Source organism: Salinirubellus litoreus (assembly GCF_037335815.1).
Lineage (GTDB): Archaea > Halobacteriota > Halobacteria > Halobacteriales > Haloarculaceae > Salinirubellus > Salinirubellus litoreus.
Window position 1 is genome coordinate 3730980 of the sequence record NZ_CP147841.1, and the last position, 21563, is coordinate 3752542.

Here is a 21563-nt window from a genome sequence, read left to right on the forward strand (position 1 = left end):
CCATGACCGATCCAGCGCACATCCCAGACCCTGACGGCCGGACACTGCACATTCGGCTCATCGGGGCGGACGACGATCTCGCGGAAGACACCGACTCGATCGCCGCCCGGATCGACGCCGGTAACATCGACGACCTCGAGCCCCGCGACCCGGTCCTGCGGGTCGAGAGCGTCGCGACGCTCGGGCGCATCCTGCGCCCGACGAATCTCGAGCTCCTGGAGGCGATCGCCGCCCACGAGCCCGAGAGCATCCGCGCGACGGCACGGCTCGTCGACCGCGGCCCGAAGGAAGTCCTCCAGAACCTCGACGAGCTCGAGGACTACGGGCTCATCGCCTACGCCGAGCACGGTCGGGCCAAGCGGCCGGTCATTCCCTACGAGCGACTCGACATCCAGTTGCCGTTCCCGCTGCCGCCCGACGTCGACGACCCGGTCGCCTCCTCGACGGCGTGACCAATCTGTAGTAGCGTTTGGACGTGGTGGACCCGGCCGCTATCGACTACCGTTGGAGGAAGGCCTCGACCTCCGCCGCGATCCGCTCGGGGGCCTCACTCGGACCGCTGTGGCTGACGCCGTCGAACTCGACGAGGCGGCTGTGCGGAAGCGCCTCGTGAACGCCACGAGCGCTCTCGCGGAGGAACGCCGGCCCGTCGGTGCCGGTCATCACGAGGACGGACGCATCGACGTCCAGGGTATCCGGTAGCCGGTACTGCTCGACGGCACGGTTCATCCGGACCACCTCCTCGGCGAGTTCCACACAGTCGGGCCAGACCGGCCACTCGGCCAGCCAGGCATCGAGGTCGTCGATCCCGTCCGGGTGGAGCACCTGCTCGACGTAGCGTTTCACCGCCGTTCGACGGTCGCCTGCCTCGATGAGCGTCGCCATCCGGTCGGCGAGTTCGGCTTCGCTTCGGAACGCCTCGGGGAGCACCGCCGGTTCGTACGCGAGGACCGCCTCGACCGCCGCATCCCTCGCGGCCTCGACGGCCGTCAGCGCCCCGAAGGAGTGACCGAACAGGATCGGATCCCCGTCGACGGTATCGACGGCGTCGACGAGCGTGCGAACGTACTGGATCTCGCGATCCAGCACCTCATCGGCGCTCGTCTCCGCCGGATCGTCGAGACACGTGCCGAACCCCGGTCGCTGCGGGATCACCGCGCCGTACTCCTCGAACTGCGGCAGGACCGGGTTCCAGTACTGGCGCGGGGCCATGCCGCCGTGGAGGAGGATCAGCGGCTGCCCGTCGCCGTGTCGTTCGTACGCGATCTCGTTACCATCCGCGAACTGGGTCGTCGCCATGCACCCACGTCTCCGGGAGCGACTCCGCTAAGCCGTTCTCCCAGTGATTCGGCCATTTATACGATCCGGGACGACGGCAGATGAGACTAGGTCGGATAGAACACCCGGAGAGATACCGAGGGGACCGTCGAGATAGGTCGGAGAAGAGGGTCGAGCGCGACGGGCCGTTTCGATCCGATCGTGTCTTTCGATATCCCTATAACGATCGGTAGGAGGGGCAACATATGGGGCTCGTTGCCGAATTCGAGATCAGCTGTGAGGCGTTGCCGCTCACCGGCGTGGCGGCGGACCTACCCGACGCGGCGATCACGCTCGAGATGCAGTTCAACCACGGCAACCGACCTCCCTTTCTCGTCACCGTACAGGACGGGTCCCGGAGGGCCATCGAGGACGCCTTCACCGACGCCTACGACGTCGGCGAGTGGACGCTCGTCGGCCAGGCCGGGGAGACGCGTCGGTACCAGGTACTCCCGGCGTTGAGCCTGGAGGAGCAGCTCGGTGAACGGCTCGACGACCTCGAGGGGCTCGAAGCGCTCGCTACTGCCGGTGCGATCATCGAGCGGATCGACGTCCTGCCGGACGGGTGGCGACAGACCGGGTGGTTCACGGACCGGGAGACGTTCCGCGAATTCTCCTCGTTCTGGCAGCGCAACGCCGGCTTCCAGCTACACCGTCTCACGCGGGAGGGGGAGTCCGAACCACCGGGAGACGGCCTCACCGATCGCCAGGACGAGGCGCTTCGGATCGCCTACGAACGGGGCTACTTCGACATCCCACGGGGTGCGTCCCTCGAAGACGTCGCCGCGGAGCTGGACCTTTCCCCGTCGTCGGTCTCCGAGCGGCTGCGTCGGGCACAGACACGGCTCATCGAGGAGACGGTAGCGACAACGTGGCCACCACTCGGGGACTGAACCACTGTATCGAGACTCACTCGTGCTCGAACAGATGGACGACCGAGAGAGAGAAAGAGGGGCCTTCTCCACCGATGCGAGAACATCGGGACGCACCGATGCAGATGGACACGTCAGCGGACCGGACCGGATCAGGGTCGAAACGGTACCGGGATCGAGTCAGGCTTCCACGGGGTTTTCCAGGTATTCGTTCTCCCACTCCCGCCGGTCCTGGATTTCGCGTCTCCCGCGCCGAGTCAGCCTGTAGACGTTGGTTCGGCGGTCCTTCTCCCCCTTCTCGACGAGGCCCTTCTCGACGAGCGTGTCGAGGTTCGGATAGAGTCGGCCGTGGTGGATCTCGGACTCGTAGTACTCTTCGAGGTTCTCCTTGATAGCTAACCCGTGGGGGTCCTCGAGCCCCGCGATCGTGTACAGCAGGTCGCGCTGGAAGCCGGTGAGGTCGTACATTATCCATGACTGTTGTATCTGGATTCTATTAACTCTGGCGCAGACAGGTAAGACGGACGTGAGATACTGGTCGCACCCGCATCTCTCGGCCTCCGGGTCTCCGTCGGGTCCGAGTATCGACCTCACGTTTGTCGCTTGGCCGAGAATTGCCATCCGGTAACCGCCGGTCTCCACCCAGGTCACCGCTGTATTCGCTTTAACCGTCGGTTCCACGCTACCATCTCGGATCTCAGGATACTAGTAATTAGTATTAAGATTATATTCCTCGAATACATTAGGCCCTCTCCTCAAACACCGTCTGCCGGTGGGAGCAGCGGTAGAGCCCCATTCCGGTTCTGAAAGCGTTTGTGAGGACATCTATCGAAGTCGAGACCACTCCGAAAATATCAGAAATTATTCATTACGTTTGCGAAATTCTTATTGAAGGTAGTGTGATCATAGAGGACATGACCAGGGAGAGGGAGAATGAGTCGAACGGGTGAACGGTCCGAGACACCCCGGGCGATGATCCACCAGCGGATACTGGACGTCGCGAAGTCGAACCCGAGCGCGACACTGGAGGGGATCGCCGACGAGATCAGCGGGGCGTCGATCGATCTGGTCGAACGCGTACTGGAGGAGTACGGGGATCCGGCCGAGGACCAGCAGGGCGGTCACGATCCCGAGGCTACACCGGAAAGCGGGGATCGCCAGGATCCGGTAGACGGGAAGACGCCGGAGAACGAGGACCACGATAACCAGGAGGAGATAATGGAACAAGGGAGCGAGGATTCAGTGCTTCGAAAGGAGCCACCGACGATGGAGGAGACGGGTGACGATGAACTCGAGCGGGAATCGTCGCCCGAGGTAGCCGACGAAGAGGACGAGGACGGTCTCGATGGAGGGAGCACAGTCGACGCCGCGGACCTCACCGAGAAGCAACTGAGAACACTCCGCCTGATCGCGGAGCGGCCGGACGCGACCCAGGGTGACCTGGCGGAGCGGCTGGACGTGACCCGAGCGACGGTCAGCCGGTGGCTGAGCGACATCCCGGAGTTCGAATGGACGGAACGACAGGAGTTCATCACGAAGATGCTCGACGACGACGAAAACGCCGAGGGAGCCACGCCGGACGAGTTCGTCCAGCAGGACGACCGTTTGTCCGAAACCGAGCAGTCTACGCCGGACGGCGTTGGACGGAGCGAGTTCGAACGGCTCAACGAGCGCCTGGACGAGATCGAGGGTCGGCTCGAGACGATGCAGACCGGAACGGACACCGAGACGGAGTCGACGCACCTGGTCGTCGGCCCGGAACTCGCGCACAAGGTCGTCCATGCCTCGATAAATTCGGACCTGCTGACGGAGGAAGAGGAGCTGCAGTTGCTGAAGGATCTGCGGGGGTAGGTCGATCTTCCGATCGGAGAAGGGTCTGCTGTGGATGGCCAGCTGTCGATCCGGAGTTGTCCAACAGTGGAATACCGGAGAACCGCAGACTTACGATCGCATGGGTTCCAGGGACGACTTGTCCAGCTAAGAATCGGTAATCGTGCGTACCGGCCATCGAGACCGCCGCAGACCCCTTCCTCTGCAGATCCGATGTACTATCCGCACCCGCTGTCGGTCGAAGCAAGACCCTCTTCGGGGCGACCGTCGAAGCGTACGATCGGCCCACGCAGCCGAGACTCCGCTATAGCAGCGTTTGAACCGGTGATTCACTCCGGGGGCTAGACGACGCACAGCCGGTTCAGGTAGTGTCACGGGCTGGCTGTGGCGTGATACCACGAATATTGATGGCTGCGCCGACCGAAGCGCACGTATGGACGTCGCGCTTCCCGATTCGGTCACCGCCCAGTCCGTAGATACCGGTCGCCTAGAGACGAACGTCCTCGTCTCCGGTGACCCGAACGGAACACCGGTCTGTCTGATCCACGGAAACGTCTCGTCGTCGCGGTTCTGGGCCGAGTTCATGGACGAGATACCGGACACCTATCGGGTCGTCGCTCCGGATTTGCGGGGGTTCGGCGACTCGGAGACGAAACCGGTCGACGCGACCCGCGGCGTTCGTGACTTCACGGATGACCTGGCGGCGCTGTTTGACGAACTCGGTATGGGGACGGTGACACTGGTCGGGTGGTCCATCGGTGGCGGGGTCTCGATGCAGTACACTATCGACCACCCCGACCAGGTGACCGGACTGGCCCTCGTCAGCACGATGTCACCGTACGGCTTCGGCGGCACGACCCGCGATGGGACGCCCTGCCAGCCGGACTACGCCGGGACCGGCGGCGGCCTGGCGAACGACGAGTTCGTCGAACACCTGGCGACAGGCGACACGAGCGCGGAGGCCGACGCCTCGCCGCGGACGGTCATGCACGCCTTCTACGGCGGCCCGGACCACGAGTTCGACCCCGAGACGGCCGATGCCTACGTCGAGGCGATGTGCGCGACGGCCGTCGGCGACGACAACTACCCCGGCGATGCGGTCCCCTCCGAGAACTGGCCGGGCATCGGTCCCGGCGAACGCGGCGTGCTCAACGCGGTGTCGCCGAAGTACTTCGACGCGTCGGGACTCGCCGAGATCGACCAGAAGCCACCGGTGCTGTGGGTCCGGGGTGACGCCGACCGGATCGTCTCGGACACCTCGTTCTTCGACGCGGGCTTTCTCGGGCAGGCCGGCGAGTTGCCCGACTGGCCCGGCGAGGAGGCGTACCCGCCACAGCCGATGAACGCCCAGACCCGGGACGTCCTCGAAGCGTACGCTGCTGACGGTGGAACCTACACCGAAGAGGTGTTCACTGACGTCGGCCACTCACCCCACATCGAGCGACCAGAGCAGTTCCGGTCGCTGCTGCTCGATTTCCTGCGTAACTGACGTTGCTACTGGGGGGAGTCGAGAGGGTTTCAAAACCCGGAGTACCGTCCGCCAGAGGGTCTACCTTATCGGGATTTGTCTATCGAGAGGTGAACGGGGAGTACGACCGCTTCTAGAGCGAGGGTCGGAGACGTCGACGACGCGAGCGACGCCGACGTGGTGCTCACCGACTCCAGAAGGCCCGTTGCCGATCGTCGATCTCGCCGAGCACCATCGAGAGCACGTCACGCCATTCGGCCGGGTGTGATCCGTCGGTTCCGGGGGTCGGTGCGTCCGGGCCCGGGTGGACGTGGTCTCGCGCATTGTGCTCGGACGGATGGCGATCCCAGCGGTGGTCGAACGTCCTCTCGTCGTGCTCTTCGTGATAGTGTAGCGATAAATACCCGTTCTCGGACCACACGACCTCAAGGCGAGCACTCACGACCCGCTGTGGGTAAAAGCCGGAGTCGAAAAGACAGACGAGTCGGTCGGGTGCGAATTCGGGCTGGACCTCGATCCGGGTGAAGCGATCGTCAGTCGAGAGTCGTTCCGCGATGACGGCCAGACGGTCGAAGTCAACCGGGGCGCCGCTGGCGTCATCCGATGGACGAGCGGTATCTCCGCCACCACTCATGCAACGGACCGCTGATCGGCCGTATCGTCCGTTCTGGAAATAAATCTATTTAGAAGAGGGATATGGCGGCTAATCGGATGGGACGAGCGTCTCCGCTCTACAGCAGTCCGCCCACTCCTCTTCGACTGATTCGTCCAGGATAGGTTAGACTCTCTCGAATCGGGACTGAAAAGACGCTGGACGGTCCTTTCGGCCTGGTTCGAGAATCAATGATCGCGATGAAACCACGCCCTAACCCCTTTGAAGTAACTCAGTGAACCAGACCGTTATGGGAACGGGGGTGCCGGCTGCCGAGGCGTTACCGGAGGGGATCGTCTCTCGCGACCAGTGGTTGTGCTGGCGAACCCAGGAACGAAACGGCAAACCGACCAAAGTCCCGGTGAACCCGCACACCGGTTCGTTCGGCTCGGCGACGGACTCGGGCTCGTGGGCGAGCTTCGAAGAGGCGCGGGCGTACGCCATCGACGGAGCGGCCGACGGGATGGGCTTCGTCTTCACCGACGAGGACCCGATCGTCGGCGTCGATCTCGACGACTGCCGAGTCCCGGAAACGGGAACGCTCACTGGTGTCGCACCGGCGGTCGTCGAGACGCTCGTCTCCTACACCGAGGTCAGTCCCTCCGGAACCGGCGTGCACGTTCTCGTCGAGGCCACGTTACCGGATGGTCGCAATCGCCGCGGAAGCGTCGAGATCTACGAAACCGACCGGTTCTTCACGGTGACCGGCGACCACGTCGACGGGACGCCGCTCTCGATCGAGCGGCGACACGACGAACTACTCGAGGTCTACACCGAACACATCGCCACGGGAGACGAGACTTCGGGTGACACGCCGGCCGAGACCACCGAGGGCGCAACTCGTGAGCCGAGCAGTAGCATCTCAGACGAAGCGACGGATCTCTCCTCAGAGACGGCGGATGCGCCCGACGAACCGATCGACGAGACGGCCAACTCGAACGGGGGCTCGACGTCGAGCAGTAGTCGCTCCGATCTCGGTGATGCCGAACTGCTCGAGCGAGCGCGGGCGGCCGCGAACGGGGAGAAGTTCAGCCGACTGTGGCGTGGTGATACGAGCGGGTACGAGAGCCACTCCGAGGCCGATATGGCCCTCTGTGCGCTACTGGCGTTCTGGTCCGGCTGCGACGAGAGCCAGATCGACCGGCTGTTTCGGGAGTCGGGGCTGATGCGCGAGAAGTGGGACGAGCCCCACTACGCCGACGGATCCACCTACGGCGAGAAAACCATCGAGCGCGTGATCGCGGGGACCGACGAGTTCTACGACCCGAATCCGGAGTCCGAAGGCGGGAGTGGGCACGAGGACTCGGTCGATGTCCGGACCTCGTCCGACACAACCCAGGCCGACCCCGATGTGGAGGCGACCATCCTGCGGCTCCGGGAGGAACGCGACGCACTCGTCGCCCGAGAGCAGGAACACCTCGAGCTCATTGACGACCTTCGGGCCCAGGTGGAGCGACTGGAAGCCGAGAACGAACGACTCCACGCGGAACTCGACGAGCTGCGCGAGACGACGACTGGGGCGGACGCTGGGACAGATACCGAGGCGACCACGCCATCGACAGCCACGCGGTTCTGGCAGTGGGTCACCGGCGACGGTACGGAGTAGCGGACGGCTCGCCGGAAACGATCGCTGGATTCCACCTGAAATAGGGGTCTTTGGTGGGGGAGAAAACCGAACCGGTTCAGTAGGTGGCACAGCGTCGGACAGTTCGGCCGTTGTGACGGAGGAATCTCCCGACCGTGGCCGTACATTGCCGTTTGAGCCGTTTTCGCGAGTGAATTCCAGCTGCCACCGTATTCTGAGTTCCTGGATGGTGCGTGTACATCGACCCGATATCCGCAGAACTGTGCGGTAGAGAGCGTGTACAGCAGAATATACTGAGCCAAGATCGAGAAACCCATCCGATCCGACGGCGTCACCGAAGAGAACCGCCCGGAGCAGGCCTGTCCGTCATCGAACTCGGAGTCGTCATGTATCCGGAACGGAGGCGAGAGCGACCGACGAATCCCGTTCACCCGTACACGGGTCGCTGACGAGTCAGATCGGGCAGTACGTCGTCTCGTACCAACAGCCGATCGAGACCGAGCTATCGCTCGATACCCCGATTGAGAGCCGCTACTGATGCGAATTTCTCGATCATCCGGATCCACCGGGTATCGAGCCATCAGGGCCTCGGATCCGAATCGAGACGTAGGCCCCCGTACACGCCTGATTTCACTCGCGTTCGGGGGGCGACAGCGACCGTAATGCCAACAGTGCGATACCGCTCGAACGGGGAGGAGACGCTCCGTGCCGGGGGATCCGGTCGCCCCTGAAACCAACCGGGCACGTCCTGTCCGACGTACCTCAGGATCCACGTACCGTACATTCCCACAGAGAGGCCTTACTGCGGGAGATTACAGGAATGTACGCGTTGGTCAGAGGCCGAATCGCCTGCTAGCATCCGCGTGACGGCTGCTGTGACACGAGACCGACCTCGACACGACGATGCCGTTGACAGCGCCGCAGATCGGAGACTGTGTCGGGGTCACGCACTCCGATCCGACGGGATCGAACGAGGTCACTGCTGGGCCACGAGTACCCCCTTTTCGAGTGGAGTTCCTTCACCGAGCTCCGGCTCCCCTGATGACGTTCACTCCTCGGCAGAGAGCCGGCCTCCCCCGGCGACGGTTACGCCTCGAGGAACCGGTCGCGGAACGTCCCGATCGTGAAGATATCCGTGAACCCGGGCTCGTCGATCGTAACCCGCGAGAGCGACGAGGAATCGCTGTAGGTCTTCCCGACGCGTGGCTCCCCGTCGCCGGGGTTGTGAAGCGCCCGGATGACCTCGTGGCCCTCACTGCGGCCCTCGACCACCCAGACCGCCCGCTCGGGGTCGCAGGCGGCCAGCTTGTCGTAATCCGCGGGGACGGCCCGGAGGGTGTCGTGGTTCGATCGCTCGGCCTCGCCGGCGACGACCACCTCGCCGTCGGCATCGAGCACCGCGACGTCGAGCCGCCCCGCATCGATCGCGTGGTACGTCGACACCTCCGCGCCGGGATGATCGGGGTCGTCGACGAACCGGGCCCGGAACCCACGGCGCATCGTCTCGACCATCATGACGTGGAAGCTGGACTCGCTGAGGTCGCCCACGCCGTCGCCGTGGGCCCGCCCCTCGCGGTGGGCGGCATCGATCAGGTCGCGCCCCTCGGGCGTGACCGTATACAGCGTGTGTGGGTGGCTCGTGTCGACCGTCAGGAGCCCGTCGGTGACGAGCTCCTCGAACGCCCCGTCGTCGAGCCCGGTGTACGTCCGGAGTCGCTCCATCCCATCGAAGACGAGATCGTACTCCCACTCGGTGTCGTAGCGCTGCTGGTGGGCGTTGTAGACGACCTGCAGGAAGGCCAGCTGGGTATCCGAGTACGCGAGTCCGGCCCGCTCGCCTCGAGAGAGCGTCAGCCCGACGTGGACCGTCGGCACGGTCGCCCGGTCGACGGCTTCGCGATCGCCGTGACAGTCGACGGCAGCCATCAGTTCTTCGAACCGACGCCCGTGGCGGGTCCCGCAGGTCGTACAGGTGACCGAATCCGAGGCCGGGTGGTAGGAGATCCCATCGGGGAGTCGTTGCGTCAACGGGAGCGTCGTGTCGAGCGTGGCGGCCCTCGCACCGGCGCCGGTGTCGGGCGCACTCGGCTCGGAGTCGTCGTCGGACTCGATCCCCGCCCCGACCGTGACGGTCCGCGCCACGTCGACGCCGTGGCGTCGCGACCGCTCCCGAAGCGACGTTCGGGCCGCCTCGAAGGTCGCCCGCTGTGACTCGGTGAGCGGCTGTGGGCCGTCGGGATGGCCCGGTGGGAGTGGCAGCGACCGGACCTGGAACGGCCGTGGGGGGTCGGCGCCGAACGAGGCGGGGAGCGAGACCAGCCACTCGCCGGGCGCCAGTCCGCGCAGTCGGTTGGCGACCGCCTCGGGCGGCATCTCGGCTGTCGCGAGGCGTTCGGCGAGCCCGGCGTCGCGCTCGACCGGGCCGGTGACGACCGTACCGATGTTGTTGATCGCCTCCTCGTGGGTGGCCGCGTCGGCCCGTCGGAGCTGGTCGGGGTACTGGAGCGAGAGCGTGACCCCCGCACCGTAGCTCCGTCCCTTCTGGAGTATATCGGCGAAGACGCCGGACGTGGCGACGTCGGCGGCCTCCTCGATGTGGAGGTTGACCAGCGGTGGATCCCCCTGCCTCGGCTCTCGTTCGTGGTCGCGACGCTGGAGCGCCGTCCACAGCTGCGAGATGACGACCAGCGTGACGATGCGCTGGGGGTCCGCTCGGAGGTCACTCGTGTCGACGATGATGACGCAGTCCTCGTCGAGCCTGGTTCGCCAGTCGAGCGGCGTCACGTCTTCCGGCTCGTCGTCGGGGACGTAGTCGAACAGCGGGGCGACGCGGCTATCGAGGGCCGCCCTCGCGATCCGGCGGGCGGCGCCGTTCATCATCTCGGTGAACGTGTCCTCGGTGTTGTTGGCGAGCCGCCGGAGTTCCCGGGCGAGTCGCTCGTCGATGACCGGCGGCTCGAGCCCGCTCTCGGTGAACTGCCCGGCCCGCTGCTGAAGCTCCGAGAGCGTGAACCGGTCGTCGCCGTGGACCGGATCGAACAGTGCCTTCACCAGCGCCTCGATGATCAGTGGCGAGGTGACGGCGCTGTCGAACTGTTCGTCCCCCATGATCGCCCGCAGGAGCTCCTCCGTGTGGTCGGCGACGTCCTCGACGGCCTGCGAGCGGGGGATCCCCGACTCCTGCTGGCGGGTGACGTCGAAGAACGGTTCCGCGGGCACCCGCCTGGCGGCGTCGAATCGGTAGACGTTCTCGAGGCTCCCGTACACGGCATAGTGGCTTCGCACGTAGTCATCGGCCATCTCTCCGTCCTTCGACTCGACGATGACCGTCGCGCCCTCGGTGGCCGCGTGGTTCGCCAGCAGGCCCGTCACCCCCCAGATGCTCTTGCCCGATCCCGTCTTCCCGGCGACGAGCATGTGCCGACGCTGGAGCGCCGGTGGGAGCGCGATCGGCTCCGGATCGGTCGTCCGGTCGCCGGTCGCCGGGACGCCGAGGGCGTACCCTGGCTCGCGGTAGCGGTCGAGGATCTCCTTTGGCGGGAGCGGCTGCCCGGTCCGTTCGCCCGGTCGCGTCCCGATGGCGCGCTGGGCGGCCTCGGGGAGGTCCGCACCGCCGACGAGACAGAAGTTCCCGGCCGTCGTCGGATCGGCGACGATCCGCGGCTGGACATGCGAGGTAAAGGGGAGCCCGATGTCGAGCGACCGCTCCAGTCGGCGCCCGCGCGTGAACTCCCTGACGGTGCGGGTCTCGAGCGCCGCCAGTAGCTCCTCGGCGTCGCTGCTGCCGGCGCCGTGGACGTCCGTCCGTAGCTGGTAGGTCGTCCGGCCGACCTCCGAGAACACCCCCGAGAGGGCGTCGAGAACGATCTCCGGCGAGGCCGACTCGTCGCCGTCGCCGAACGCCACCGCCCGTGCGTTGACGTCGAAGGACTGTCGCGCATTGCTCGCCTCGATCTCCTCGATCCGCTGGCGGTACGCGCGGGAGACGTCCTCGCGATCCAGGCGCTCGTACTCGAACTCCGCGCCGAACAGCTCGAGGAGGAACTCGCCGACGATCGAGCGCTGCGGGTAGTGATACTCTTCGATGGTCGCGTCGGCCTCCCAGGTCCAGTCCGGCTTCGGCCGCAGGAGCACCTGGAACGCGACCGGGACGTCGCTGTCCGCGAGCGCGCCGATGACGTCCGCGAGCGGCCAGTCGGCCCGCCCGTCCTCGCCGAAGCGCTCGAGGGGATGGAGCCGGGTCTGCCAGTCACCGCGGCGGTCCTCGCGAGCGCGGACCTCGAGCCCGGCGACCGGTCGATCGGCGAGCGGTGTCGATCCCTCCGGGACGACGTCGGGCGTGACCTGCTCGGCGAGCGTGGTCGTCGTCCGTGCGAGTTCGTATTCGGTCGGAAAACAGTCCCTGAGCGCCCGCTCGAGCGTCCCCGTGTCGATATCGCCGCCGAACAGGTACGTGACCCCATCGTCGTCCCCGGCGGTGGCGAGGAGCATCTCGACGGTCGGCGGATCCTCGGTCGTCCCGCCCGCCCGGCCGTGGAGCGAGCGGAGCCCGTCGACGATCCCGCCGGGTACGAGACGGTCGGTCGTCGGTCGAACGGCGATGTACTCTCGTTCGGTCGTGAGCGACAACTCGTCCGTGGCCATCCTCGGGTGGGTCTGCCGAACAGCGACGACTAATACCGACGTCCCGTTTCGAGATCTGTGTCAGGGCGTTCCAGACCCCGACTGGATGAAATCAAGCAGATCAGGGAAAATCCAGGTCTATAATGGCGTAATAAACGGTTCCCCGGGAAGCAGCGCGCGGATCCGCTCAGGTGAGGTGTTTCCAGACGTCCATCGGATCGGCATCGTTCAGTTCGGCGTTCGTTCGTATCGTCCGCAGTTCGGCGATACAGCGTTTCGCGACCAGCGGATACACATCGGCCGGCGTGACCGACCGGTCCAGGTCCATCAGCTCCGGCCAGTTCTCGGCCCAGATGTCCTCGACCACTCGCGGGTAGAGGTCTTCGTTCAGGTGGAGGCCGAACTCACGGCCCTCCTCGACGACCAACTCCCGGACCTGCTTGCGGATCCGGGCCGGCGTACAGTACCTCGCGACGACGTACTCCGCTCCCGAGTCGGCCGCCTCGGGTCGGCCGCCGAACTGCTCGCGGTTCAGTTCCTCGAACCGCTCGCGGACGAGTTTCACTCGTCGGCTGTGCTCGTCGCTCCGGACGACGACACCCTCGACGGTCACGTCGTCGGCGAGCGATGAGGTGGGAAACGCGTACGACTCCGGGTCGAACCGGCTTCCGGGACGGTCCAGGATCGTCGCCGGAAGGAACGAGACGTCGGTCGGGGCCTCCTCGACGCGGATGCGTTCGAAGACCGTCCACGCAGCCTCCTGTCCGAGGAACCCCTCGAACGTCTCCTCGTAGGGGTTCCCGGGCGGCGTCATCGTTTCGATCGCCGAGTAGGGGAGCACGTCGAAGCCGACCAGTGCGGGGAGTTCCCGGTCCGTGTACCCATAGTCGAGCGTCGAGTAGACGAGGTTCTCGGCGTAGACGATCAGCGGTCCATCGTACTTGTCGTGAAGCGACCGGAGGCTGGTAGAGTCCACGCCGTCACGGAGACAGCGCACGGCCCGACGGAGCGCCCCGTCGACCTCTTCTAGTGAGTCGCGGTGGCTGCCGCGGACGCTCCTTCGCGTCCCGAAGACGAGGCTCCCGTCGCCGTCGGCCGCGGCAACGACCCGGTCCGGGTAGGTCGCCCGATATCGGTCCTCGTACAGCGTGAACCGGAACGAACTGCCGTCGACCTTCTCGACGAGGGTCAGATCCCCCGTCTCGAAGAACGTCGATGGGACGACCGGGTGGTCGTGCCGCGGGATCTTCGGGTAGACCTTCATCCTCGATCGCCCGTAGGGACGAGCGGGGTGCGATCCATACGGGTGCCTCGACACGGCGCTTCAAGAACGATATCGTCCCGTGTATTCATTTGACATCCTCCTTCGGCTAAAGCCGGAGGAATCCCGAGCGTTGGGATATTTCGGTTTGCAGTCTCCCCGTTCTCTCGGTGTGAACCGTCCGCTCTCGCGGTCGAACAGCAAGACTCCGGGCTGTGCCAACCAGCCGTTACTCATATCCTCCGTCGGGGGACTCTGAGTTATCTTTCGTCTGCTGTGTTGAATAGCGATCTTAGCTACCGATATTACCGGTTTAGCAGGGCGAAGCCGAGGGGTCGAACCTGCCATGGAAATCGACACCCTCGGCTTCATTGAGCAGTCCATGTCAACTCCTTTGATTTAGTGTCCTACCTCCCTGATGTATGGCGGCTAAACACGGGCGTCGGCCCCACCCCCAACAACTTTTATTCACTTCTTATAGATGATGAATCGATGGAGCCACCATCGAACGATTCGTCTGCCGTGTTTCTGGTGGCAGTCGCGACGAACGTCGTCCCGCTGGTCGGCGTGTTCCACCTCGGGTGGAGCGCACAGACGTTCGCGGTCGTCTACGCGATGGAACTGGTTGTCGCTGTCCCGTTCGCCGGGTTGAAGGCGTTGTTCGCGGGCCGCCCGCCGAACTACGACGAGCTGGAGCGTCCTAGGGAGGATGACCCGCTCAAGCCCGACGAGTGGGGCGGGGGCTCCGTCGGACCGAGCGACCTCAACCGCCGGCGTGGGAGCGTCACGGTCGTCGACCCTCTCCCGCCGATCTACCCCCGGAACTTCCCGTTCGTCTTGCGAGCGTTCGGGGCTGCCGTGGCGCTCGTCGGGATGTTCCTCTTCGTCCTGAGCCGTTTCGTCGACGTGCCGGCGACGCTCGCCGATCCGATTGTGGCGGCCAGCGCCGTCTCCCTGATCGTCTCTCACGGCGGTGTCATCAACCGCGAGTACTTCCGGAAGCGGCGCCACGAGACGACCACTCCCCGAGACGTGGTCGCAAGCGCGAAGAACGAGGCCGGGGTAGCCGTGGTGGTGCTCTGGTTCGCGACCGTCGGCGGCCCGGCCGGCGCGCTGGTCGCGTTCGTCGCGGTGAAGCTATTCGCGGAGTGGCGGGGCTACCGCGGCGGGCTGGCGTTCGACCCCGACGAAGGGGTGGGAACGCTCCCGCCTGTGGCGGCTCCGGACGCGTCGCCGACGGCGGAGGTCCGTCCGGACCGGCGCGCCGTCCGCGGCGCCGCGCTCTGGCGGGGCGCGAAGTCCGCAGTCGGCAGCGGCCCGGCGTACCTCCTCGCGTGGGTTGGGCTCACTGGCGGGTCGGCAGGGGTAGTCGCCGCCACGGTGGTCTGTTTCGGCCTCCTGCCGGCCGGCATTGGCGGGCTGAAGGCCGTCGAGTACGCTCTCACTCACGGTACGCTGGCGTACCAGCGCCGCGACGACGCGGTAGTCGCGTACGACGACCTCACCGGGGCGGTCCAGTGGGCGACCCCCGTCGATGACCTCCGGGACGCCGATCTGTGCGAGGGAGAGCTCCTCGACCGCGCCTGCGACACCCGAACGTTCTCGCTTATGCCGTCCGCGGGGGAATACGAACTCAGCGTCGCGCACCTCCGGGAGTATGGCCGGGCCGTCGAGGCGTTCGAGCTTCCGGTCGAGACGACGGCGTTTGGCCCACTCGACCGACGCGTGGTCGGGGTGGCGGCCGCAGTCGGTGCTTGTGGCATCGCCGTCGTGGCTGGTCTCGCCTACTACGCCCCCTCCGTCGCGGCGGTCGCCGCCGGGTTCGGCGGCCCGTTCGGCGTCGTCGCTCTCAGATCGGCGTGGCGGTGGGCGCTCCCGGCGACGCCGTGAGAGCGCTCGGCTGGTCTCGGCAGTTCCATGAGATCGTTTTGATGTTTGTCCTCATCAACATAGAACCGCTGCGTGAATCACTGTAACCGTAACTCAGCATCTATTCAACACAGCAGTCCATTCAGGGTCTAAGGTCAAGAGCATAGTAGACGACAGCCATCACGACTCCCATCATCGCTGCGTCGGTGATTGTCAGATCGCGTAGTAATAGACTCACTGCGAACACCGCGAGGAAGCTCACAAAGCCAATCGCGAGGGCATATTCCAATCGGGGTAGGTCCTCAGCCCACGCCTCCAGACGGTGGTACAACTGCAATACCATTACTGTACATCCTCTTGAACGCGAGATTGGATAAATCATAATCAGATACACACGCATCTACTGAGCGGCTGTTCCACGACGGTCGTGTCGAACTACTAGGATTCCGACAGAGCCTTGGGACTTTACTTTTCGTGTCCGTCCCTCGAGCGTTCAGTCCCACTGTTTGATGATTGCGATATCACACACTCCGCCTGCATCCCGTTAGTGTACAGCGCCGATTGCTGGGGATTATACCCGTTCCATAGAACGTCTGTCGTCTAGTGGCTTTTCAGATAGTGTCGTTCCGTCCGGAAGTCGATTCGTAGCGGCGGGCACCGCGAATCATCCGGACGGCGATGGCAACGACGGCGATCACGAACACGAACCAGTACCACTCGCTGTTGGCCGGTGAGGATTGGAATTCCAGAATACCGACACAGACCGTCAGGACCGCAACGTAGAGTGAGTTCGTTCCAATGAAGTCAGCCAGACCTTCTTCGTCTGCAACCTTCTCGGGGTCGTATCCGGCGATCAGGTCCATCATGCCGACGTACTTGATCAGAATACCGACGAAAATTCCCGCTCCGATCGCAGACAGCGCGTGTTCAGTCATGGGACTGCCGAGACACCACTTTCCCTCGGAGTCGTTCGATACTCGATCGGCCGAGATATCCAACGGCGAACCCGCCGGTTCCGATGACGAGGGTGGCGACACCGAGTACCGCCAGTCCGACCGGGTCGAGGAGGAAGGCGAATTTCCCGCCGAGCGAGTGACTCGAGAGCCCGAGGAACGCCCAGTCGGCCCGAAAGCCGATGTAGGCCGCGAACAGACCAAGCCACGCGACGACCAGTCCACCATGTCGAGCCCCGACCCCAACGGCGACGACGAAGCCGACGAGTGTCGCCGCTGCCGGCAGGACGATCACACCACCGGACACCTGAAAGAGTCCGAGCGCGTACGCGCCGAACGTCCCGGTGAGGACCGTGAGAATAACGAGGACATCGAGCGCCCACTGAAGGCGACTGCGCGGACGACCGAGGAGTACTCTACGGAGGGGGACCATATTCCCGGTTCCAGAGCGAACGGGAAAAGTGCTGTCTCGTCTATTGTTCGTTCGTTTACTATAGACTTTTTGATACTTATTGTGTCTCTCGGTTAGTCGATGATCCGGTACTGGATTCTGGTCGTGACTCGATCGGTTCCCGGCTCATCTCAGTCTTTAAGTCACCAAAAATTGCTTGTCAGTCCCGATTGACGACTCCGTATGGCCCTCCCCGCAGTGCTCGGAGTCCCAGATTCGACACTCGGTATACTTCTTGGACTCGCCTGGTTGGTCGTTCTCGTTTTCGCCGTGTACCAATACGCGAACGGCAATCGATCACAGGAGCAGTTCTATATGGTGGCGTGTATGGGTTCGTTCTGGCTGGCGTACAGCCTGTTACAGGTTTCAACTGCTGTCCCGGGGACAGCAGAGATCGGTGTCGTGAGTCTCGCTGCTGGATCGTTCCTCGTTGGTGTCGTTACCGGTCTGCGATGGCGAGAAAGCCGCCGTTCGGACACCGAGAACGACGTAGCTGTATGAGACTGTCTATTTCGGGGCACATGTTCCACAGACATATCGATTGTGGATACCTATTGATTGAGTTCTGTGGGAATTCTCAACAGCTGACAAAGTTTGGCGTGGGCAGATACGTAGCGGTATGTCCCTATCCAGAATAGGATCTTAAAACGACCATGACAGCAAATGCGCTAATTGCGCCCAGTAATCCGACTTCGACCGAGGAGTTGCCGAGGGCGACGAGTCCGATCAATGTGCCGATGGCGATGGCGAGACCAGATGCGAGAGGGCTACTGGTCACAATATCTCGTTTTCTGCCGACACAGGTGACGCTTTCGAGCAAGAAGTTTCAGCGACGGGGCCGTCGGGTAATTGATCGGCAAATGTTCGAGCAGATTTAGCGGGCTCTTCTGATAACGAGCAATACGGCAATTCCGGCCACGGCCACACCGATAAGCGTCGGAACGAGTTGCCCAGATCCCCACTCCCAGTCCAAGAACTGCGTTCCCATGATCGCGATAAGTGCAACTAGGAGGCCGAGTGCCGTGATCCATGAGGACTGCTCTCCGTATCCGGGACCCATACTACCGTGTTTGTTGTTGAAGAGGTATGAACTTGTTCTGTACCGCATCTAGGGGACGTAGGGACAGCTCAGCTCTTACTGTCGCATGCTCCCGGTATCGGTAAGTGAGATACCCTTCAACAGCAGGATATGCGTGACGCCCTCCACCGAGCAGCCATCGGGTCGTACGTCCTGTGGCTTCTGTTCGTCGTACTGCTCATACTCGGACAGTATATCCCGTTCCCGTTGTTGGATATCGTTCACGCTGGAGTCGTGTTTGGTGCGGCCGTTTTGACGGTCGTCGGGAGTGGTAAATTGCTTCGAAGTGGATACCGGCGAGTCACAGGCTGAGATATTCGCACACCTCACGAACGGCCGTCATACCGACTCGATGTCGAAGTAATGGGGGTCGATAGGTCACCGGCGTCCTTCAACTGAAAGTCACGTCGAAATCCGCCCGCGTATCCGACGGTCGATCTGCCATCCCACACCGAGGCTGACGAGTATCGCGAGTAGACCAATCCACGGGAGGACTGCTTGGTCGGAGAGGGACAACGGGATTCCGATCGCGAACAGTCCCCATTGTAGGGATTCACGCTGTTCTCCGTCTCGGTAATGCGAGACGATTGCGGGGAGGAGAAACAATCCGCCAAGCACCCCGACGGCGAAGCCCGTCGGAACCGTATAGCCACCAATCGACACCGTTGGGGCACTAGAAATCACGAGCACTCCTCCGCCGATAAGTACGACGAGGATACCGAGACGGAGGAAGAGGTCACGGGAGGGCATTGCCTCTTGAAGTGACGTGGCTCTTGACAAAAAAGTACGTCAGCGAGACCAATATCTACAGTCACCGTACCGTGCCTATTGAGCCGATTCTCGTGGCGCTGTCTGTGCGAACGCGTAGCCGTATCCGAACGGAATGACGCCGGTACCGATTCCGATGAATACGACTAGCGGTCCGAAAAAGAGACCGACAGGACCGAGGACAGCCGAAATTGACGCCGTTGTGAGCAAGCCGATCCCGATTGTCACTCCAGCCAGCGAAAGCCACCGCCGCTGGGCTGTGAGAACACCCGCAACGACACCGGATGCGACGACGGCTACACTCATGGAACCGGTAACGAAGCGGGTGGCGGAGCCACTCTCGAAGAGTGCCGTTCCGACGAGCGCGATCGGAATCGCGAGTACGGCGATCGCAGCGGCTCGACGGGCGGTCAACGGGCGATCACGTGTCGGGTCGCGGTAGCGGTATGCCAGAAGCCCTAGCGCGACTGCGACGTACCCACGTCCGACTGGTGTGAGTACGAAACCGATAACGGTGCCTGCAAGCTGGGTGGCCAGTGCATCTTCGTTTTCAGGCGCGACGACGTAGTACGTCCCGTCCTGCCGGTACAATCCCGACTCGACGATTGAGCCGGTCGTGGTTCCCGTTTCGATGGCCGTTTGGACTTCGGGTGGCGCTTCTGACACCGGACGGGCGACGGAAGTGAACACTGTTTCGGGATCGGTCTGGCGCATCCGGATCGTCGCGTTCGTCGTCTCCTCATCGGTCGACAGCGTCCAGGCGTAGTAGCTTCCATTGTACCGAACGTACGGTGTCTCGATATCGTCGATCACGATGTGCAGTTCCGGCGAGAGCGTTCCGTTGTAGGTGCCGGTTGCGGCGGCGGTTCGGATCGGTTGCTGATATTGGCTGGGTGTATCCGAGAGTCGTTCGTCGAGGTCGGTCACGTTGCTCGTCGCGCGTGTGACCAGTTCCGGATTTCCTCCCGGTTCGACGGCCGTAGCCTCGTAGGTGATCGTTGCACCACCTGCCGTTGCGTGGAAGGCGAAACTGAGAGTACTGCCGACGACGAGCAGGAGGAGTACTGCGATGGTACGGATGGAGGGGTAAGAGGGGGACATGTATAGACGGTGGATGAAGGCCGTTTGAAAAGTTGTGGTTCACGAGTCGTGGTAGTTCACATAAGACGGACGAGGGGTGGTCCGAATGATGCCCCGCCCAGTGGTCGCGTTTCCCTTGACGTACTCTGGTACGTCTACTGAATGGCATATAGAGGACGAAATCGTATTGTACTGGCTGCCGAGGACTGTCACAGCGTATCGAAGCGACGATGGCCTCAGACTCGTTCGTGACGTCTGTACAGGTAATACGAAAGCGCTGGGACTGACAGAATGACGAGGACTTCTCGCTGTTTGTCGAGAACTGGACGATCCGTGACCCCGACACGGGAGAGTCACTGGCGACGATTCGATCGAAGAGCAAACCCCTCGCGGCGCTCCGACACCTCGTCTCCGTCGCGAACCTCATCCCGAACAAGTACGAGATATTCGACGCCGACGGCGACCACGTCGGCGACATCGAGGGACAGTTCTCGTTACGGGACACCTACACAGTCAGTATCGACGACGCGAGCGGTGTCCCGAAAGAGGCAGTGGTCGCCGCCGCATGCATCCTCGACGCCCTCGAAAACCAGTGAGCTGACATCCCATACATTGTGGTCCTGTCACCCCCTCCTGTTCGTTGGAGGGAGAATGTGCCCGGCCCCAACTATCTCACAGTCTCACAGTCGCAGACCCCGTGTCATAGACGGGACTCGACTCGCCGATGGATCTCAATTCGCCGCAAACTGTACTCGACACCGCCCGCCACGAGCAGGATACCCAGATACAGGAACCAGCCACCGAAGTAGAGCGCGTGAGGGTCCTCGACACTCGCCGTGAACTCGGCCCGTGCGTCGAGCAGAACGAACAGCGTTAGCAGCGTCGCTGGCGCGACCAGTCGGTGGCGAACGAGCAGATACAGCGGGACAGTAGCGAGGACCCACATGCCAGCAGCCCCGAAGAGATACAACGCCCACTCCCACCCACCAGAGACCGTCACGCCGAGCCTGGCGGCGAACCACACCATGGCCGCTGCGTGGAGAATCCCGCCCGTCGTTGCCACGGCTGCCGCCTGTCGACGCGACGCCGGGATCGATAGTTCCGGAACCGTCCGTCCGACGGCCGGGAAGACGTGCCACGTGCTTCGGACGACGTACTCGACGAGGCCCAGAAACAGGAACCCCACCGTCCAGACCGACGCGTTGACCATGTACCGGACGATGTAGAGGCCGTTCTCGACGACCGTGATGCCGGTCGGCTCGGCGAGCCGTTCGAGTTCGGCGACGTCGCGAAAGGTCGGCCCCGGGGGCGTGAGTTCCATCCCAAGAACGTAGCCGGCCGTGACGACGAACGCGACAAGCGGTGCGGCGAGTCGATACCGTAGTGCGAGCCACACCGGAAGCGTCGCCACGACGACGAGGCCCCCGTACCGCCAGACAGCCCCTAGGAGCGAGTACTCGGCCGGGCCGACTGCATAGCCGAGGTGGAGTGCGACGGCAAGCAATCCTGCTGCGTGCACCACGCCGACGACGAGGCTGATGACGAGCGGACGTCTGGAGGGCATCGTCCGGACTGTGTTGCCCAGGGATTTCGGTGTTACAGTGGTTCGAGGAGAAAGCCCACGACTTCAGTCGTGGGAGGAATCCGACAATTCCGTAACAACTATGTTGGTCTGCCCTGTCGGTTGTGGTACCGAGTCCGAGGTAAGGATATGCACGCCATCGGGCGGTAGATGAAGCCCGCTATCTCGGTCGGG

At 63.6% G+C, this 21563-nt stretch carries 17 protein-coding genes and 3 pseudogenes; 9 read left to right on the plus strand and 11 right to left on the minus strand.

The features are described 5' to 3' along the window. Positions 1-2 precede the first annotated feature (2 nt). Positions 3-452: a hypothetical protein gene (locus WDJ58_RS18605; RefSeq protein ID WP_338914798.1), complete on the plus strand. Its 450-nt coding sequence runs from the start codon at positions 3-5 to the stop codon at positions 450-452. 46 nt (positions 453-498) lie between these two features. On the opposite strand, the gene WDJ58_RS18610 is transcribed toward WDJ58_RS18605, so the two are convergent. Next, positions 499-1299 (minus strand): alpha/beta fold hydrolase, encoded by an 801-nt coding sequence (locus WDJ58_RS18610; protein ID WP_338914799.1) that lies wholly within the window; start codon positions 1297-1299, stop codon positions 499-501. Positions 1300-1523: 224 nt separating this feature from the next. Here WDJ58_RS18610 and WDJ58_RS18615 point away from each other — a divergent pair, with 224 nt between their 5' ends. Further along, positions 1524-2210, plus strand: a complete 687-nt coding sequence (locus WDJ58_RS18615) for a helix-turn-helix domain-containing protein (protein ID WP_338914800.1) — start codon at positions 1524-1526, stop codon at positions 2208-2210. 159 nt (positions 2211-2369) lie between these two features. Here WDJ58_RS18615 and WDJ58_RS18620 read toward each other — a convergent pair whose 3' ends face one another. Further along, a complete protein-coding gene (locus tag WDJ58_RS18620) occupies positions 2370-2657 on the minus strand; it encodes a PadR family transcriptional regulator (RefSeq protein WP_338917877.1) in 288 nt (95 codons plus the stop codon). A gap of 465 nt (positions 2658-3122) precedes the next feature. On the opposite strand from WDJ58_RS18620, the gene WDJ58_RS18625 reads away from it, so the two are divergent. Together WDJ58_RS18625 and WDJ58_RS18630 are read left to right on the plus strand one after the other, a co-directional pair. Then, entirely contained in the window at positions 3123-4040 is a 918-nt protein-coding gene (locus WDJ58_RS18625) for a MarR family transcriptional regulator (RefSeq protein ID WP_338914801.1), read from the plus strand. 412 nt (positions 4041-4452) lie between these two features. Next, entirely contained in the window at positions 4453-5508 is a 1056-nt protein-coding gene (locus tag WDJ58_RS18630) for an alpha/beta fold hydrolase (protein ID WP_338914802.1), read from the plus strand. 163 nt (positions 5509-5671) lie between these two features. Here WDJ58_RS18630 and WDJ58_RS18635 read toward each other — a convergent pair whose 3' ends face one another. After that, complete coding sequence (locus tag WDJ58_RS18635) at positions 5672-6121, minus strand: hypothetical protein (protein ID WP_338914803.1); 450 nt, start codon at positions 6119-6121, stop codon at positions 5672-5674. Between the two features lie 268 nt (positions 6122-6389). On the opposite strand from WDJ58_RS18635, the gene WDJ58_RS18640 reads away from it, so the two are divergent. After that, a complete protein-coding gene (locus WDJ58_RS18640; RefSeq protein ID WP_338914804.1) occupies positions 6390-7745 on the plus strand; it encodes a hypothetical protein in 1356 nt (451 codons plus the stop codon). Positions 7746-8810: 1065 nt separating this feature from the next. On the opposite strand, the gene WDJ58_RS18645 is transcribed toward WDJ58_RS18640, so the two are convergent. The 3 genes and pseudogenes from WDJ58_RS18645 to WDJ58_RS26385 form a co-directional block, all read right to left on the minus strand. Next, positions 8811-12368, minus strand: coding sequence for a hypothetical protein (locus tag WDJ58_RS18645; RefSeq protein WP_338914805.1), 3558 nt, complete (start codon positions 12366-12368; stop codon positions 8811-8813). Positions 12369-12534: 166 nt separating this feature from the next. Beyond that, positions 12535-13611, minus strand: a complete 1077-nt coding sequence (locus WDJ58_RS18650; protein ID WP_338914806.1) for a hypothetical protein — start codon at positions 13609-13611, stop codon at positions 12535-12537. Between the two features lie 141 nt (positions 13612-13752). Continuing rightward, positions 13753-13881: pseudogene (locus tag WDJ58_RS26385) on the minus strand (RNA-guided endonuclease TnpB family protein); the annotation flags it as partial. Between the two features lie 219 nt (positions 13882-14100). On the opposite strand from WDJ58_RS26385, the gene WDJ58_RS18655 reads away from it, so the two are divergent. Together WDJ58_RS18655 and WDJ58_RS18660 are read left to right on the plus strand one after the other, a co-directional pair. After that, complete coding sequence (locus WDJ58_RS18655) at positions 14101-15498, plus strand: DUF6498-containing protein (protein ID WP_338917878.1); 1398 nt, start codon at positions 14101-14103, stop codon at positions 15496-15498. Next, positions 15486-15584 (plus strand): annotated as a pseudogene (locus tag WDJ58_RS18660) (IS5/IS1182 family transposase); the annotation flags it as partial. The gene WDJ58_RS18655 and the pseudogene WDJ58_RS18660, both read left to right, overlap by 13 nt. A gap of 504 nt (positions 15585-16088) precedes the next feature. On the opposite strand, the gene WDJ58_RS18665 reads toward WDJ58_RS18660, so the two are convergent. Continuing rightward, positions 16089-16412 (minus strand): DUF3784 domain-containing protein, encoded by a 324-nt coding sequence (locus WDJ58_RS18665; RefSeq protein ID WP_338914807.1) that lies wholly within the window; start codon positions 16410-16412, stop codon positions 16089-16091. After that, complete coding sequence (locus WDJ58_RS18670; RefSeq protein ID WP_338914808.1) at positions 16405-16863, minus strand: hypothetical protein; 459 nt, start codon at positions 16861-16863, stop codon at positions 16405-16407. Before WDJ58_RS18670 ends, WDJ58_RS18665 begins: the two co-directional genes overlap by 8 nt. A 201-nt stretch (positions 16864-17064) precedes the next feature. Here WDJ58_RS18670 and WDJ58_RS18675 point away from each other — a divergent pair, with 201 nt between their 5' ends. Then, on the plus strand, positions 17065-17382 hold the full coding sequence (locus WDJ58_RS18675; protein WP_338914809.1) for a hypothetical protein: 318 nt from the start codon (positions 17065-17067) through the stop codon (positions 17380-17382). A gap of 979 nt (positions 17383-18361) precedes the next feature. Here the strand turns inward: WDJ58_RS18675 and WDJ58_RS18680 are convergent. Together WDJ58_RS18680 and WDJ58_RS18685 are read right to left on the minus strand one after the other, a co-directional pair. Continuing rightward, complete coding sequence (locus WDJ58_RS18680; RefSeq protein WP_338914810.1) at positions 18362-18709, minus strand: hypothetical protein; 348 nt, start codon at positions 18707-18709, stop codon at positions 18362-18364. 75 nt (positions 18710-18784) lie between these two features. Next, positions 18785-19828 carry a hypothetical protein gene (locus tag WDJ58_RS18685; protein ID WP_338914811.1) on the minus strand — a complete coding sequence of 348 codons (1044 nt, stop codon included), beginning with the start codon at positions 19826-19828 and terminating at the stop codon, positions 18785-18787. Between the two features lie 272 nt (positions 19829-20100). Here WDJ58_RS18685 and WDJ58_RS26390 point away from each other — a divergent pair. After that, positions 20101-20403: pseudogene (locus WDJ58_RS26390) on the plus strand (hypothetical protein); the annotation flags it as partial. Positions 20404-20507: 104 nt separating this feature from the next. Here WDJ58_RS26390 and WDJ58_RS18690 read toward each other — a convergent pair. Continuing rightward, positions 20508-21371, minus strand: coding sequence for a hypothetical protein (locus tag WDJ58_RS18690; protein ID WP_338914812.1), 864 nt, complete (start codon positions 21369-21371; stop codon positions 20508-20510). Positions 21372-21563 lie beyond the last annotated feature (192 nt).